At 37.9% G+C, this 16,098-nt stretch carries 13 protein-coding genes; all 13 read right to left on the minus strand.

Annotation, left to right across the window (positions count from 1 at the left end):
* Nucleotides 1-9: 9 nt before the first annotated feature.
* Nucleotides 10-1,356 (minus strand): signal recognition particle protein, encoded by a 1,347-nt coding sequence (ffh, locus tag BLE01S_RS08515; RefSeq protein ID WP_066139745.1) that lies wholly within the window; start codon nucleotides 1,354-1,356, stop codon nucleotides 10-12.
* 11 nt (nucleotides 1,357-1,367) lie between these two features.
* Nucleotides 1,368-1,700, minus strand: a complete 333-nt coding sequence (locus BLE01S_RS08520) for a putative DNA-binding protein (protein ID WP_066141061.1) — start codon at nucleotides 1,698-1,700, stop codon at nucleotides 1,368-1,370.
* Nucleotides 1,701-1,836: 136 nt separating this feature from the next.
* Nucleotides 1,837-2,826 carry a signal recognition particle-docking protein FtsY gene (ftsY, locus tag BLE01S_RS08525; protein WP_066139747.1) on the minus strand — a complete coding sequence of 330 codons (990 nt, stop codon included), beginning with the start codon at nucleotides 2,824-2,826 and terminating at the stop codon, nucleotides 1,837-1,839.
* Between the two features lie 16 nt (nucleotides 2,827-2,842).
* On the minus strand, nucleotides 2,843-6,412 hold the full coding sequence (smc, locus tag BLE01S_RS08530; protein WP_066139750.1) for a chromosome segregation protein SMC: 3,570 nt from the start codon (nucleotides 6,410-6,412) through the stop codon (nucleotides 2,843-2,845).
* 488 nt (nucleotides 6,413-6,900) lie between these two features.
* The gene (gene rnc / locus BLE01S_RS08535) at nucleotides 6,901-7,638 is read right to left on the minus strand and encodes a ribonuclease III (RefSeq protein WP_066139753.1); all 738 of its coding nucleotides are present in this window, start codon (nucleotides 7,636-7,638) and stop codon (nucleotides 6,901-6,903) included.
* Between the two features lie 81 nt (nucleotides 7,639-7,719).
* Complete coding sequence (locus BLE01S_RS08540; protein ID WP_066139755.1) at nucleotides 7,720-7,953, minus strand: acyl carrier protein; 234 nt, start codon at nucleotides 7,951-7,953, stop codon at nucleotides 7,720-7,722.
* 373 nt (nucleotides 7,954-8,326) lie between these two features.
* Nucleotides 8,327-9,070 (minus strand): 3-oxoacyl-[acyl-carrier-protein] reductase, encoded by a 744-nt coding sequence (fabG, locus tag BLE01S_RS08545; protein ID WP_066139757.1) that lies wholly within the window; start codon nucleotides 9,068-9,070, stop codon nucleotides 8,327-8,329.
* Nucleotides 9,067-10,014: an ACP S-malonyltransferase gene (gene fabD, locus BLE01S_RS08550; protein WP_066139760.1), complete on the minus strand. Its 948-nt coding sequence runs from the start codon at nucleotides 10,012-10,014 to the stop codon at nucleotides 9,067-9,069. The genes fabG and fabD overlap by 4 nt, the downstream gene beginning before the upstream one ends.
* Before the next feature lie 20 nt (nucleotides 10,015-10,034).
* Entirely contained in the window at nucleotides 10,035-11,018 is a 984-nt protein-coding gene (gene plsX, locus BLE01S_RS08555) for a phosphate acyltransferase PlsX (RefSeq protein ID WP_066139763.1), read from the minus strand.
* Nucleotides 11,015-11,599, minus strand: a complete 585-nt coding sequence (gene fapR, locus BLE01S_RS08560) for a transcription factor FapR (protein WP_066139766.1) — start codon at nucleotides 11,597-11,599, stop codon at nucleotides 11,015-11,017. Before fapR ends, plsX begins: the two co-directional genes overlap by 4 nt.
* A 97-nt stretch (nucleotides 11,600-11,696) precedes the next feature.
* The gene (gene recG / locus BLE01S_RS08565; RefSeq protein WP_066139769.1) at nucleotides 11,697-13,745 is read right to left on the minus strand and encodes an ATP-dependent DNA helicase RecG; all 2,049 of its coding nucleotides are present in this window, start codon (nucleotides 13,743-13,745) and stop codon (nucleotides 11,697-11,699) included.
* 191 nt (nucleotides 13,746-13,936) lie between these two features.
* Nucleotides 13,937-15,616 (minus strand): DAK2 domain-containing protein, encoded by a 1,680-nt coding sequence (locus tag BLE01S_RS08570; RefSeq protein WP_066139774.1) that lies wholly within the window; start codon nucleotides 15,614-15,616, stop codon nucleotides 13,937-13,939.
* A gap of 17 nt (nucleotides 15,617-15,633) precedes the next feature.
* The gene (locus BLE01S_RS08575; protein WP_066139777.1) at nucleotides 15,634-15,996 is read right to left on the minus strand and encodes an Asp23/Gls24 family envelope stress response protein; all 363 of its coding nucleotides are present in this window, start codon (nucleotides 15,994-15,996) and stop codon (nucleotides 15,634-15,636) included.
* Between the last annotated feature and the right edge of the window lie 102 nt (nucleotides 15,997-16,098).

A 16,098-nucleotide genomic window follows, 5' to 3' on the forward strand; every position in this document is an offset into this window, starting at 1 on the left:
TGGTATTTCTTACATGAAAGGTAGCTTAAATCCACCTTTTTTCTTGCCTTTTTGCTGCATCCCTGTCATTTGCTTCATCATTTTTTTCATTTCTTCAAACTGCTTCAATAGGCGATTCACCTCTTGTACAGATGTGCCGCTTCCTTTAGCAATTCTACGACGCCTACCAGCGTTAATGATCTCAGGTTGCTCTTTTTCTTTCATCGTCATTGAACGAATTATTGCCTCAACATGGCCAATTTGCTTTTCATCTACCTGTAAATTATCCATGCCTTTGATTTTATTGGCACCGGGCATCATTTTAAGCAGTTCGTCAAGAGGACCCATATTTTTCACTTGCCCAAGTTGATCAAGAAAGTCATCAAGCGTAAATGACGCTGTACGGAATTTCTGTTCCAACTCTTTCGCTTTTTCTTCATCGACAGAGGTTTGAGCTTTCTCTATTAGCGTCAGCATATCCCCCATGCCAAGTATTCTCGATGCCATTCGTTCAGGGTGAAATGCCTCCAATGCATCCATCTTTTCGCCCATACCGACAAACTTGATTGGTTTTTCTGTTACAGAGCGGATAGATAATGCAGCACCGCCCCTTGTATCACCATCAAGCTTTGTCAAGATGACGCCACTGATTTCAAGCTGATCATTAAAGTTCTGGGCTACATTGACAGCATCCTGACCAGTCATAGCATCAACAACAAGGAAAATTTCATCAGGTGTTGCTATTTCCTTGATTTCTTTTAGCTCTCCCATTAATTCATTATCAATATGGAGACGCCCAGCTGTATCAATCAAGACATAATCATGATGTTCTTCCTTAGCCTTGTCAATTGCCTGACGCGCTATCTCTACAGGGCTGACTTTATCCCCCATGGAAAACACCGGCAAATCAAGCTGTTTGCCAAGTGTTTCTAGCTGTTTAATAGCCGCAGGTCGATATATATCGGCAGCAACTAACAAAGGTTTCTTATTATACTTCTTCCGAAGTAAGTTTGCGAGCTTTCCAGTTGTCGTCGTTTTACCTGCACCTTGCAGCCCAGCCATCATAATGACAGTTGGTGGACGTTTCGCCGTCGCTATTTGACTTTGTTCCCCACCCATGAGCTCTGTAAGTTCCTCTTTCACCACTTTAATTACTTGCTGCCCTGGTGTAAGACTTTTCATTACATCTTGTCCGACTGCTCTTTCACTGACCTTATTAACAAATTGTTTGACTACCTTAAAGTTTACGTCTGCTTCAAGTAACGCAAGACGTACTTCACGCATCATCGCTTTTACGTCAGCTTCAGAAACCTTACCTTTGCCGCGAATTTTTTGCATCGTTGCCTGTAATCGGTCGGCCAATCCTTCAAATGCCATAATGCCGCCCCCTAATCCAATTTCTCAAGTGCACTCAAATATTGACTTAGTATAGCTTCTTCTAATTTACCTTCAGCTAAACTGGATTTGATTTGAGATAAAACATCGTTTCGCTCTTGAAATTTTTGAAATAACAGCAATTTTTTTTCATACTCTTCGAGCATAGCTTCTGTGCGTTTAATATTATCATAAACCGCTTGGCGGCTTATATTATATTGTTCCGCAATCTCCCCAAGAGAGTGATCATCTAAGTAATAGAGGGACATATAACTTTGTTGCTTCTGGGTTAACAACGCATGGTAAAAGTCGTATAAATAATTCATACGTGTTGTCTTTTCAAGCATAGTCATTAAATCCCCACCTTGTTAAGTTAAAATCCTTTACAATCAGATAATACACTTCTCAAAACAAGTTGTCAAGCTTCCTTAGATGGAATGCCAGCTAAGTTTGCGGAAGGGTCTTAATCCACACCCGACAAACTTATTCGCTCATCATTTCAATAGAATCCGAAAATAACCCGTACACATATTTTTCCGCATCAAATTCTTGAAGATCATCCATTTTTTCTCCGAGACCAACAAATTTAACAGGTATATGCAATTCATTTCGAATTGCTAAGACAATTCCCCCTTTTGCTGTACCATCTAATTTAGAAAGAACAATCCCACTGACGTTTGTTGCTTCTTTAAAAGTTTTCGCTTGAATTAATGCATTTTGGCCAGTAGTAGCATCAAGAACAAGCAAAACTTCATGGGGTGCACCTGGAACTTCACGTTCAATTACTCTTTTTACCTTCTCAAGCTCTTTCATCAAATTCACTTTATTTTGCAATCGTCCTGCTGTATCACATAATAATACATCTGCTTGTCTTGCTTTAGCAGCCTGAATCGCATCATACATCACAGCAGCTGGATCAGAGCCCTCAGCCTGTTTAATTACATCTACTCCTACTCTGTCGCCCCATACTTCTAATTGCTCAATTGCACCCGCACGAAATGTATCCCCTGCAGCTAAAATGATTTTTTTATCCTCTTGCTTTAACTTATGAGCGAGTTTACCAATCGTTGTTGTTTTACCTACCCCATTTACACCAACGAATAATATAACTGTAAGTCCATCATTTTGAATATTTAAATTAGCAGTACTCTGATCCCCAGCTTCATATATCTCTACAAGCTTTTCTGAAATAACTGTCTGTACATCTGCGGGATTCTTGATATTCTGCTTTTTAACTTCTAATTTTAACTCCTCTACAAGCTGCATAACCGTTTCAAATCCAACGTCTGCCTGAATGAGGATTTCCTCTAGTTCCTCGAAAAAATCTTCATCTACTTTACGGTAGCGCGCTACCAATTCATTCATTTTTCCCGAGAAATTACTTCTTGTCTTTTCTAGTCCATCTTTAAATTTTTCTGAAACTGAATCAGTCGAAGTTGTAAATTTCTCTTTCAACTTTTTAAAAAAACTCAATTACGATTCCCCCTCTTTAATATACTGTTTGTGCCTCTTTACTACTTTCTAACTTAACAGAGACAAGTTTCGATACTCCTGATTCTTGCATCGTTACTCCATATAAAACATCTGCTCCTTGCATCGTACCTTGCCTATGCGTAATTACTATAAATTGGGTTTCATCGCTAAATCTTTGTAAGTATTGACTGAAACGATGAACATTTGCTTCATCTAATGCCGCCTCTACTTCATCCAGCACACAAAAAGGGACCGGTCTGATTTTCAATATAGAGAAAAGCAAAGCTATAGCCGTTAGCGAACGTTCCCCACCAGATAGTAAACTTAAATTTTGTAGTTTTTTCCCGGGTGGTTGGGCAATAATATCAACCCCTGTGTGTAATAAATCATCAGGATTCGTTAAGGAGAGTTTAGCTTTCCCACCACCAAATAAAGCTTTAAATACGTCTTCAAATTGGGCTTGAATAGCCTGAAATGTAGTGCTAAACCTATTTTTCATTTCATTATCCATTTCATTCATAATTTGAAAAAGGGTTTTTTTCGCTTCAGACAAGTCAGCTTGTTGGTTAGCCAAAAATTGATATCTTTCAGACACACGTTCATACTCTTCGATCGCCCCTATATTCACGGTTCCGAGCTCAGCTATTTCGAGTTTAATCCACTTTACCTTTTGCCTTGTCTCTTCCTCTGCAAGAAGCATATGAAACATGCTTTTGGCCCCTTCATAAGATAAACTATATTCCTCACTCAATTTCTGAAGCCGATTTTCCAATTCAACATCTAGACGATTGATTTTCACTTCCGCATCTTTCAGCAAGCTGTTAATTGCTTGATATTTTTCTTTTAATCCCTTTAACTCATGTTCTTTCTCAGCAATTATGGATTGTATATTCGTTCTATCCTCGTGCCGCAAAGCAATCATTCTAGCCGTTTCTTCTTTTTCGTTCTTTTTCTTAAGAGCATCCTCTGCCAATACTTCTTCGCTAGTATAATCACCTGACATTTCATTTTCTAGCCAATCCAGATCATCTTCCAATGATTTTTTTCTTTCAGCTATTTCGGCTTTTTCCTGGATTAAGGTCTCTAGCGAAGCTTTGCTAACGGAGAGTTGCTCTTTAGTTACTGCATAGCTAGCAGTCAGTTCACTGATTTCCGAAGTTAAAGACTCTTTTGATAATCTTTCATGATTTCGCTGATTCGTTAAGTCTTCTATTTTTTGGTTCAATACTTCAATTTGTTCATCACAATTATGCACAAGTTGTTTTAAAGTTTGAACACGTGATAGTATATCATTTTGTTCGGTATTCATTTCTTTTTTCTCTAAATCATATAACGTTAAACGATCATCGACATTTCTTTTATTTAACGTAATTTGTACGATTTGCGACTCTATCTCATTACGTTGCATACGTAAAAGCTCGCCATTTCTCCTAGTCTCATCTAAAAGCATTTCTTCCGTAACTAATATCGTTTTCGTTTCTGAAAATTGCTCCGCTAATCTTTCTATTTTCTCTGTCATCATTTCGATTTTTTCAGACAGTTCTTCCAATTCACTTTTTCTACTTAATAAAGAACTAGATTTTTGCTTTGTCGCACCACCAGTCATAGAGCCACCTGGATTAACTACATCACCTTCGAGAGTCACAATTCGATAACGGTATTGAAGTAGCTTTGCTAAAGTATTTGCGCCAGCTAAATTATTTGCAACGACAATCGTCCCTAATAAACTTTTGATTGCTGGTGCATGTTCAGCCTGATATGTCACGAGATCAGCCGCTATACCAATGAATGCCTCTTGTGTTCGAAGCATTTCTTCTTGCCCTGCATACATTTTTTTCTCTTTGATAATATTAAGTGGTAAAAACGTTGCCCGTCCATGTCGGTTTTTTTTCAAAAATGCTATTGCATTTCGAGCATTTTCTTCCGTGTTTACAACAACATGCTGCATTGCACTACCTAACGCCGTTTCAATCGCTAACTCATACTTTTTTGGCACATGGATGAGTTCAGCTACTGCCCCTTCGATTCCAGTTAAGACATTTTCTCTCACTTTGAGTAGTTCCCTTACCCCTTGGAAAAAACCTATATATTCTTCTTCCATTTCTTCTAATGTTTCTTTTCGTGATTCAGCTTTTTGCTTATATTGCTGTGCTTGATTAAGCATTGATTCTTGTTCTGTATATCGCTTTTTCAAAGTTGCTATCTTTTGCTCTATTATTTTAAAACGATCAAGTAACTCAGCTAATTTACTATCTAATTGTTCAAATTCTAATTGTTTTTCTTTTAACTTTTCTGTTACTTCATTACGACTTGCAATATGTTTCTCATTTTCGGTATCTAACCGATTATTTTTCACTTGGAGTTGCTTTAATTGTTGCTCTAAATATTGCAATTCATTATTGGATGAGGCTTGTTCATTAAGTACATCAATATAGTCGCTTTTCAACCCTTCAATCGTCTCTTCAATCGTGCCATCTAGCAGTTTTAACTGTTGCCTTTTTGTTTGTAATATTTCCTTTAATTCTTGAAGGGCATTTTGTTTAACCGCTACTTCTTTTTCCGTTCGAATTCGTTTTTGCTTAAAGTCGTTCAATTTAGAATCTGCATCTTCTATATTCTTTTTTAGCTGTGCAGTATTTTGAGTAGCATTTTTCTTCCTCTCTTTTAATACTTCCCGACGACCTTCAAGCTGTTCCAAATCTTTTGTTGCCGTTAGCAGCGTGGTTTGCAGGCTAGCCAACATTTCATCAATTCCCACAAGTTCACTTCGATCTTTTTCAAGCTGATTTTCTGTCGTTTGAATATGTTCAGCTAGTTTTCGCTCAGACTTTTTAAGATTCTCTGCCTCTTCTTTCGCTTGTTCCCAATTTTTATGCAGTGAATCTATCTCATGCACTGTGAGGGCAACTTCATGGGTTTCGAGCTCTTTTTTCTTTTCCAAATAATCTTTCGCAATGGAGGCTTGGATTTTGAGAGGTTCAATTTGTCCTTCCAACTCACTAAGGATATCATTGACGCGATCCAAATTATCTGTCGTTTCCAGTAATTTGACTTCGGCTTTCTTCTTCCTAGATTTATACTTTAATACGCCCGCTGCTTCTTCGAATATGGTTCTCCGCTCTTCTGATTTACTATTTAGGATTTCTTCTACTTTCCCCTGGCTAATAATTGAAAAAGCTTCTTTACCAAGTCCTGAATCCATAAATAAATCTACAATATCTTTCAACCTGCAATTTTGTTTATTGAGGAGATACTCACTATCGCCAGTTCTGTACACCCTTCTAGTAATACTTACCTCATTATATTCTAATGGCAATGTACTATCTTCATTATTTAGTGTCAGAGTAACCTCAGCGAAGTTTAATGGTTTTCTTGAGTCACTACCAGCAAATATGACATCTTCCATTTTCCCGCCCCGAAGTGATTTTGCCGATTGTTCACCTAATACCCAACGAATCGCATCTGTTATATTACTCTTCCCGCTACCATTCGGTCCAACAACTGCAGTTACTCCTGGAACAAATTCCAGATTTACTTTTTCTGCGAAGGACTTAAAACCGATTATATCTAATTGTTTTAGGTACAAAAGGATTCCTCCTTTCTTAAAGATAAATTAAGTATAAAATTTGATTATTAAATGTTACACACTCACTTAGTCATGCTTAACGTGTTTCCTTTATCATTAATAAAGTCCGATGACGAAAACCGCTACATCCTCTGGCAATGCCGACGCACCCACATCCTGTGGGCGCAGTTTGTACGTCACTTAACGGGCGATTCCGCTTTTCTTAGTGTCTAGCTCCAACGCCCAACGACTAGCAAACTTCAGTATTCTTCCTACTATAAGTCAACATCGATTCGCCTTTTAGGCTTATCGTGTTTCCTTTATCTCGTCAGAATTCCTCCAGTTTGTACGTCGCTTAACGGGCGATTCCGCTTTTCTTTGTGTCTAGCTCCAACGCCCAACGACTAGCAAACTTCAGTATTCTTCCTACGATAAGTCAACATCGATTCGCCTTTTAGGCTAATCGTGTTTCCTTTATCTCGTCAGAATTCCTCCAGTTTGTACGTCACTTAACGGGCGATTCCGCTTTTCTTTCCTAACGCCATTTGTGCGGCATGTTGTTCTGCTTCTTTTTTTGACTTACCTGAGCCTTCTCCTAGCACTTCGTCATTTAATATTACTTGTGATACGAAGATGCGACTATGAGCTGGTCCTTCTTCTTTTAAAATTTTATATTCTAAAACGCCAACACCATCTCTTTGAATATTTTCTTGCAATTGGCTTTTAAAATCCATCACATGAGAAAAAGCACCTGTATCTACCTTTGGATAAACTGTTTTTTCAAGAAAAGCGATCGTTGTCTCTAATCCTTGATCTAGATATAACGCTCCGATAAATGCTTCGAATGCATCTGCTAACAACGCTGGTCGAGTACGTCCACCAGTCATCTCTTCGCCTTTTCCAAGTAAAACTGTTTCACCAAATTCTAGTTCATTAGCAAATTTAACGAGGGAAGGTTCACAAACAATAGCTGCTCTAAGTTTGGTTAATTCGCCTTCACTCATCAACGGATATTTCATGAATAAATATTGTGACACGGTCAACTCTAGTACTGCATCACCTAAGAATTCAAGCCGTTCATTGTCTTCATGTGGTTTTTTCCGATGCTCATTCACATAGGATGAATGTGTAAAAGCCTTCATTAATAAATTTTCATCTTTAAATTGAATGCCGATTTTTGTTTGAAATTGTTTTAATTGGTTAGCAACTTTATTATTTACTTTTCGATCCCGATTATTTTTCCTCATGTGTTATCCACCCTTGAAATGGTTATTTGACATAGAAAAGCCCCGTCGATTACCAACGGGACCTGTTTCTTACTCCAACGACTAGTTTTTCTCTTTTATGTAATTTACAACGTCGCCAACTGTAGCAATTTTCTCAGCGTCATCATCGGAAATTTCCATATCAAACTCATCTTCTAATTCCATAACAAGTTCAACTACATCTAAAGAATCCGCTCCTAAATCATCTTTAAAAGAAGCTTCCAACGTAACTTTAGACTCCTCAACACCTAGTCGGTCAACAATAATTTGTGTTACACGTTCAATTGTATCTGCCATCCGATTCACCTCCCTTCAAGTATTATAAATGAAATAAACAAAAAGTGAAACATTTAAATAGAAAAGCAAAGAACACCTGTTTAGCAATGTACTTCTTTAAGGTATTCTGACTAAATAAAGGAAACATGAGAAGCATATTACAAGAGTCTGGAAGGTCAGTGTTTACCTTCTTGGCAAATGGACTTATGACCTAATGTCTATAGCCGGACTTGTAAGAGGAGCCGTTATTATAAAGTTTGCTAGCCGTACTAACTGCACCCGCTAGACATGCGACTCTAGTCAAGGAATCTTATTTCCGTACAGGATAAAAGTGACCAAAGTTACATTGTTTTATGACTTTTTTTCTACTTGAGGTCGGGCATAAAAGAGAGCCTTACATAAACATTCCACCATCTACATGAATGGTTTGTCCCGTAATATAGTTTCCATCTTCAGAAGCAAGAAATGATACTACTCTCGCTATGTCTTTTGGATCACCAAATTTCCCTAGGGGAATTTGCTTTAACATTGTTGTTTTCACTTCTTCATCTAGATTATCTGTCATATCTGTTGTGATAAAACCGGGAGCGACTGCATTCACTGTAATTCCGCGAGTAGCTAGTTCTTTTGCAGCTGTTTTAGTCAAACCGATGACTCCGGCTTTTGCTGCCACATAATTAGATTGACCGGGATTTCCAATTACCCCTACAATCGAAGCAATATTAATAATCCTACCTGCCCTTTGTTTCATCATTTGTCTGGATACAGCTTTTGTACACAAGAATACACCTTTGAGGTTAGTATTAATGACATCGTCCCACTCGTCTTCTTTCATCCTCATCAGCAAATTATCCCTTGTAATTCCTGCATTATTTACTAGTATATCCAAACTTCCAAATTGATTAATTGTTTCTTTTACCATTTCTTTTACATTTTCACTGTCTGCCACATTACATTGAAATGCTATTGCTTGACGACCCATCGCAGTAATTTCTTGAACAACTTCATTAGCTTTTGCTTCACTGCCCGAATAATTAACGAGCACGTTCGCTCCTTCTTTCGCAAGTGCAAGCGCAATTTCCCTACCGATGCCTCTTGATGCACCTGTTACAAGTGCCGACTTTCCTTCTAATTTCATGAATAATTCTCCTTTAACGCATCAATCGTCTGTTGACAACTTTCAGGATCTTGAACTGAAAATGTTTTGACGTCTCGATTTATTTTTCTGATAAGGCCAGACAATACTTTTCCTGGGCCAATTTCAATAAATGTATCAACACCTAATTCAATCATCTTTTCAATTGAGTCTTCCCATAGTACCGGAGAATATAATTGTTCAATTAGTTTCTGTTCAATATCTTCCCTTGCTTCAATAGGAGCGGCTGTGACATTTGCAATCACAGGTATTTGCGCATTTTTTATTTCGATATCTTTTAAAACTGTTGCAAATTTCTCTGCTGCCGGCTTCATTAGTTCAGAATGAAATGGACCACTTACTTGTAACGGCAATACACGTTTAGCCCCTTGCTCCTTCGCCAGCGCACTTGCATTTTCAACACCTTGTACTGTTCCTGAAATAACAATCTGCCCTGGACAGTTTAAATTAGCTAATTGAACTGAATTACCAGCTTGCGTAACGCTCTCCGTTACTTCCATTAGCTGCTCTCGGTCAAAACCTAGTATGGCCGCCATTGTTCCTTCACCGTTCGGGACGGCCTCTTCCATAAATTCTCCGCGCTTTCTTACTGCGTATACTGCATCAGAGAACGTCATCACACCACTTGCTACAAGTGCAGTGTATTCACCAAGACTATGACCTGCTGTATAGTCAGGTTTAATCCCAGCTTCTTGTAAACCTTGTAAAAGTGCTACAGCTGTTGTTAATAATGCAGGTTGCGCATTAGTAGTTTTTGTTAATTCCTCCTGTGAACCTTCAAAAATCAGAGCAGAAAGTGATTGTTCCAATCGTTTATCTGCCTCATCAAAAATGGCCTTTGCACTTTCATTCGTTTCTGCAATCGCTTGTCCCATTCCCACTTTTTGAGAACCTTGTCCCGGAAAAACAAAAGCTATTTTCCCCATTTCCCCCACCTCTATTTCACCTATTTATTTTCTACGGCAGTCTTAATTTTTCCAGACACATCATGAATTACCATTTCACGGGCTTGTCGAACCGCATGATAAATAGCATTGGCATTTGATGAGCCATGTGCCTTAATGACTGGGGCATCAAGGCCAAACAAACATGCGCCGCCATATTCTGTATAATCCAGTTTATCTTTTAATTGCATGAGATCCGATTTAATAAGACCGGCAGCAATTTTGTTTTTCAGGCTACTTGTTAATGTCCCTTTTAGCATAGAGAAAATCGCAGAAGCAGTTCCTTCAATTGCTTTTAAGACAACATTCCCGGTAAATCCATCAGTCACAACAACATCAGCCTGTCCCTCTAATAAATCACGCGCTTCAATATTCCCAATAAAATGAATATCAGCTTTATCTAGTAAATCATAAGCTTTCTTCGTTAATTCATTTCCTTTATTTGCTTCTGTACCAATATTTAATAGCGCTACTTTCGGTTTGGCAATTACTCTAACCTTCTCAGCATAAATACTTCCCATAATTGCGTTTTGAAGTATGTGCTCTGGCTTAGCATCTGCATTCGCTCCTAGGTCAAGCATAATAAAGCCTTCACCATCAAGAGTTGGCAAAGTCGGTGCCAAAGCTGGTCTCTCAATACCCTTGATTCTTCCTACGACAAATAAACCTGCAGCCATAAGCGCTCCAGTATTACCTGCAGAAATACACGCATGTGTATCTCCATCTTTTACCGATTGAGCCATCATGACCATTGATGCTGTTTTTTTACGTCGCACTGCCCTAACCGGCTCATCTTCTGCTTCAATTTTTTCATTTGTATGGATTACCGAAATTCGGTCTGTTTTAGTTAAATACTTATTTATCTCTGCTTCATTACCATACAAAATAAATTCGGTATCTGTAAAATTTTCCGCTGCTTGCATAATACCGTGTACGATTTCTTTCGGAGCATGATCTCCACCCATTGCATCAACTGCAATTTTCATTCCTTTTCACCTTCTACTGTTTGACTAGATCGATACATTTCAAATTCGCCTTTAAAAGCAAGTTCTTGATCTACATAACTAAGAACGTCAACAATCGTCCGACCATGAACATCATGCTGTTTTCTCACTTTCGCTTTTGCTACTACTCTTTCCCCATTTTTAACAGGGCGCATAAAGTGAATATTCACCTTTACAGTAAGTGCAAGATCATCATTAATCACAGCAACTGCAAGGGAATTTGCTTGTGCAAACAAATGATGTCCTCGTGTTATAGAATTTCTAATAAATACATGTTCTTCCTTTACATCGAAAATAGAGATAGCAGTTTGATCAAGTTGAATATCAATAATTTCTCCTATTACTTCATCAATTGGAAGAGACTTTACTTCGTCCTCCACATGCTTCACTGCTACTGTTTTGATTCGTTCTCTCAATTCCGGGATTGCAAGTTCCATCCTATCAAGACGAATAGTTTGCACACTAACTGAAAAGTGCTCTGCCAATTCCTCATCTGTAATAAATGGATTATCTTCTATTGTACTACGCAATAATTTTTGTCTTTCTTTTTTTGAAGGCCTCATATTCATCACCATTCAAGATATTATGACTAGGTATTAATAGTAGTATATAAAAAACAAGAGAAAAACGCAACCAAAATACGCTTCACTCTTGTTTATACTAATCCAGTTTTTCACCTGCTAGAACACCTGAATTTTCCAAGTATGTCCTTAATGGTAAATAATCAGCTGCTTCCCAGAATTCCTTTTGTTCAAGTAAATGAGCTGCATCATTTCGAGCTGTTTCTAAAGCTCTGTAATCATGAACCATATCTGCTACTTTAAATTCAGGAAGCCCACTTTGTTTTTTTCCAAAAAAGTCACCTGGACCGCGCAGCTCTAAATCTCGTTCACTTAAGACAAAACCATCATTTGTCTCTGTCATGATCTTCATCCGTTCCTTGCCTACCTCAGATTTAGGGTCAGCTAGTAAAATACAATAGGATTGCTCTTGACCTCTTCCTACGCGTCCTCTCAATTGGTGGAGCTGGGATAAACCAAATCTCTCGGCATCGTAAATAACCATAACAGTAGCATTGGGAACATTCACACCTACTTCGACTACTGTCGTGGACACAAGCAATTGAATTTGATTGTCACTATAGGCTTTCATTACTTCTTCTTTCTCAGCTGAAGATAGTCGCCCATGCATAAGTCCTACATTAAATTTACCTTGAAAGTGATTAGAAAGCATATCAAAAACATCAATAGCATTTTGAACGTCAAGTTTCTCAGACTCTTCTATAAGGGGACAAATGACATACGCTTGGCGTCCTTTCACTAATTCTGCTTCTACAAAATTCAAGATTCTATCAAGCATATTATGCTTTGCCCAATACGTTTCAATTTCTTTCCTACCTAAAGGCATTTCATCTATTACCGAAACATCCATCTCTCCAAACACTGTAATAGCTAGTGTCCGCGGAATTGGTGTTGCTGTCATAAACAAAACGTCAGGGCTCTCTCCTTTTTCCCGAAGTATTCGACGCTGTCCTACTCCAAAGCGATGCTGTTCATCTGTAATTACAAGACCTAGACGACTAAAATTCACTTCTTCTTGGATCAATGCATGCGTACCAATCATAATATCAATTTCACCATTCTCTAACTCTTCTAAAATAGCACGACGTTTTTTCCCTTTTACAGAACTAGTTAGCAAGGCTATTTTCATGCCTGCAGGTGTTAGGAGCTCATGTAATGATGTCGCATGTTGCTCAGCAAGTATTTCTGTCGGAACCATTAAAGCTCCTTGATAACCTGCTGTTACACTAGCGAAAAGTGCAATGGCAGCTACAGCTGTCTTACCAGAACCTACATCACCTTGGAGAAGGCGATTCATTTTATAAGGTGCTTTTAAATCAGCGCAAATTTCATTAACCACTTTTTTTTGTGCGTTTGTTAATGTAAATGGTAGGGATGAGATAAAATGCTTCAATTTCTCCAAATTATAATGTTGCTCCATCCCAGGTGATTGTTCTCGCTCTATTTTTCGGAAGGCTTGCATCTTTAGCTGAAAATAGAGAAATTCTTCATATACAAAGCGCCTTCTTGCTTGTTTCAATTCATCAGGTGTTTGTGGGAAGTGCATCGTATGCAATGCTGTTTTTCGATTAGGTAGTTTATATTTAACCCTTAACGTATCTGGCAATGTTTCTTCAATATATTCACCATATTCGTGAAAGGCTTGCGAAATAAATCGACGTAAAGCTTTGACACCAACATTTCCTTTTGTCGGATAGATTGGCTCGAACTCTGTTATTTCTGAATGCGGGCCCATTTTCAGATCATGTCCCGTAATGGTTTGTCGATGCTTATCCCATTTACCAGAAACAGTGACAATATCTTGAGGGTTCAATTTACCCTTTAAATAAGGACGATTAAAAAAAGTAACCTTTATTAAGTATGGATCCACAAGAAGATGAATAGTAAGTCTACTTTTTTTCCTTCCAAAGTACATCATGGAAGGTTCACTATGCACTTTACCTTCAATTGTAATTTTTTCGTCGTGTGCAACCTCCGCTAAATCCCTTAACCTTAAGTCATCATATCTGAATGGAAGATGATTCAACAAATCCTCAACTGAACAAATACCCATTTCAGCTAAAGTAGTAGCAGTTTCGACTCCAACACCTTTTAAAACAGAAACAGGATCATATATTTTTTTATTCACAATTTGCTAGTGCAATCCCGACATTTTCGGCCTCCATCCAACCGATACGAGTTGCAACCAACCCTCCCTCTTCTAATTCGTTTAATATACTCGGCATTAATTGAATTATATATTTACTCGTATGCTCGTGCTTTTCTATATATACAAGGAAATAGAAGGGTATACCCCTTCTATTTCTTTGTCAGCCCTAGTTATTCTACTGAGAATATATAATTATATAGCGGTTGTTTGCCATCATGGATCTCAATTTCAATATTTGGATAATGTTCTTGTAAATACTCAACTAATTGATCCATTTGCGATCGTTCCGTATCTTCACCGTAGAGAATAGTTAAGATTTCTGTTTCATCATCAATCATTTTCGCCAACAAATTAGTTGCTGTAACGAAAAGATTTGTGTTTGTTTCAACTATTTTCCCTTCATTAATGCCCATATAATCATCTTTTGAAATAGTAAGGCCATCAATATTCGTATCACGTACAGCAAAAGTAATTAAACCAGTTTTCACCTCAGCTAGCGCTTCATTCATTCCTTCACCATTTTTCTTTAATGATAAAGATGGATTAAAAGCTAATGCAGCTGCTAATCCCTGAGGAACAGTTTTCGTCGGAACTACAATGACATTTTCATCCGCAATAGAAGCAGCTTGCTCTGCAGCCATAATGATATTTTTATTATTTGGTAATAAAATTATTTTATCTGCATTTGCTTTCAGAATAGACGCCATAATGTCTTCAGTGCTTGGATTCATCGTTTGGCCACCTTCAATGACCTCAGCAACACCTATACTTTTAAATAGATCAGCAATTCCAGTCCCCATAGATACAGCAATGATTGCGTATTCCTGACGTTCTTTTGCTTGTGGAGCCGTACTCGTAACATGATTAGCATGTGGTTGAGGCTCACCGACAATGGCACTATGCTGTTCCCTCATATTTTCAATCTTCATATGAATAAGGCTGCCATACTTTTGGCCGTATGATAAAACATCTCCAGGCTGCTCTGAGTGAATATGCACTTTAGCTACCTCGTCATCTGAGATTACAAGGAGTGAATCACCATATTCACTTAGTTCATTTCTAAAGCTTTCTTCATTAAAAGTCTGTTTATTTGCTTCAAGACGAACCATAAATTCTGTGCAATAACCATATTCAATATCTTCTGTATTCATAAAGCCTTGAACACTTTGATGATGTTGTGCGCTCACAAGCTCATCCATTGATGGTGTCAAAGGAGCCATGTTAGGTAATTCTTCTCCCTTTAATACCGCTAAAAATCCTTCATACACACAAACAAGACCTTGTCCACCGCTATCAACAACTCCTACCTCTTTTAAAACAGGTAACAAATCTGGTGTACGCTGAAGGGAAGCTTTGGCTTCTTTCAATGTTTCTTCCATAACAATGATCAAATCTGTTTCGGTAACAGCTATGTCAACTGCCTTTTTTGCAGCATCTTTCGCAACTGTTAAAATAGTCCCTTCAACAGGTTTCATTACAGCTTTATAAGCCGTTTTCACTCCCGTATCAAGAGCTTCTGCAAATTCCAAGCTAGATAGGAATGGCTTCTGTTCAATCGATTTCGAAAAACCACGGAATAATTGGGATAAAATAACTCCAGAGTTACCTCTTGCTCCCATCAATAGTCCTTTCGATAGTGCAGTTGCTACTTTCCCAATATGCTCTTGCTTGTTTTTTTGTGCTTCTTTAGCGCCTGATGACATGGATAAATTCATATTTGTTCCCGTATCTCCGTCTGGAACTGGGAATACATTTAGCGCATCAACCATTTGAGCATTTGCCGATAAATGATTCGCTCCTTGAATAATCATATCGGTAAATCGATTTCCATCCAATGATGTAATAGACACTTACTTTTTCCTCCTCATTAAGGATTCGTTACACGAACTCCCTGTACAAAAATATTTACTGTATCTGCTGAAATTCCGATCGTTTGCTCTAATGTGTATTTGACTTTGGATTGAACATTATGAGCTATTTCAGAAATTTTCGTTCCATAACTGACGATAATATACATATCTATGTGAAGGGAGGTATCAGCTTGACGAATAATTATTCCGCGAGTGAAATTTTCTTTTCCTAAAATATCGGTGAACCCATCTTTTATTTGATTTTTAGAAGCCATTCCGACAATACCATAACAGTCGATTGCAGCACCTCCTGCAATTGTAGCAATCACATCATTAGAAATTTCAATTTGCCCATATTTTGTTGTCATCTCAATTGACATGCAACTTCCTCCTCATTGTCGAATTATCGAATATGCGGCTCATTTTCCGCATGATAATACGTACACATAATAACTATCATTAGTTTACTATATAAGGCTATT

The sequence above is a fragment of the Lederbergia lenta NBRC 16444 genome (assembly GCF_001591545.1).
Classification (GTDB): domain Bacteria; phylum Bacillota; class Bacilli; order Bacillales; family Bacillaceae_C; genus Lederbergia; species Lederbergia lenta.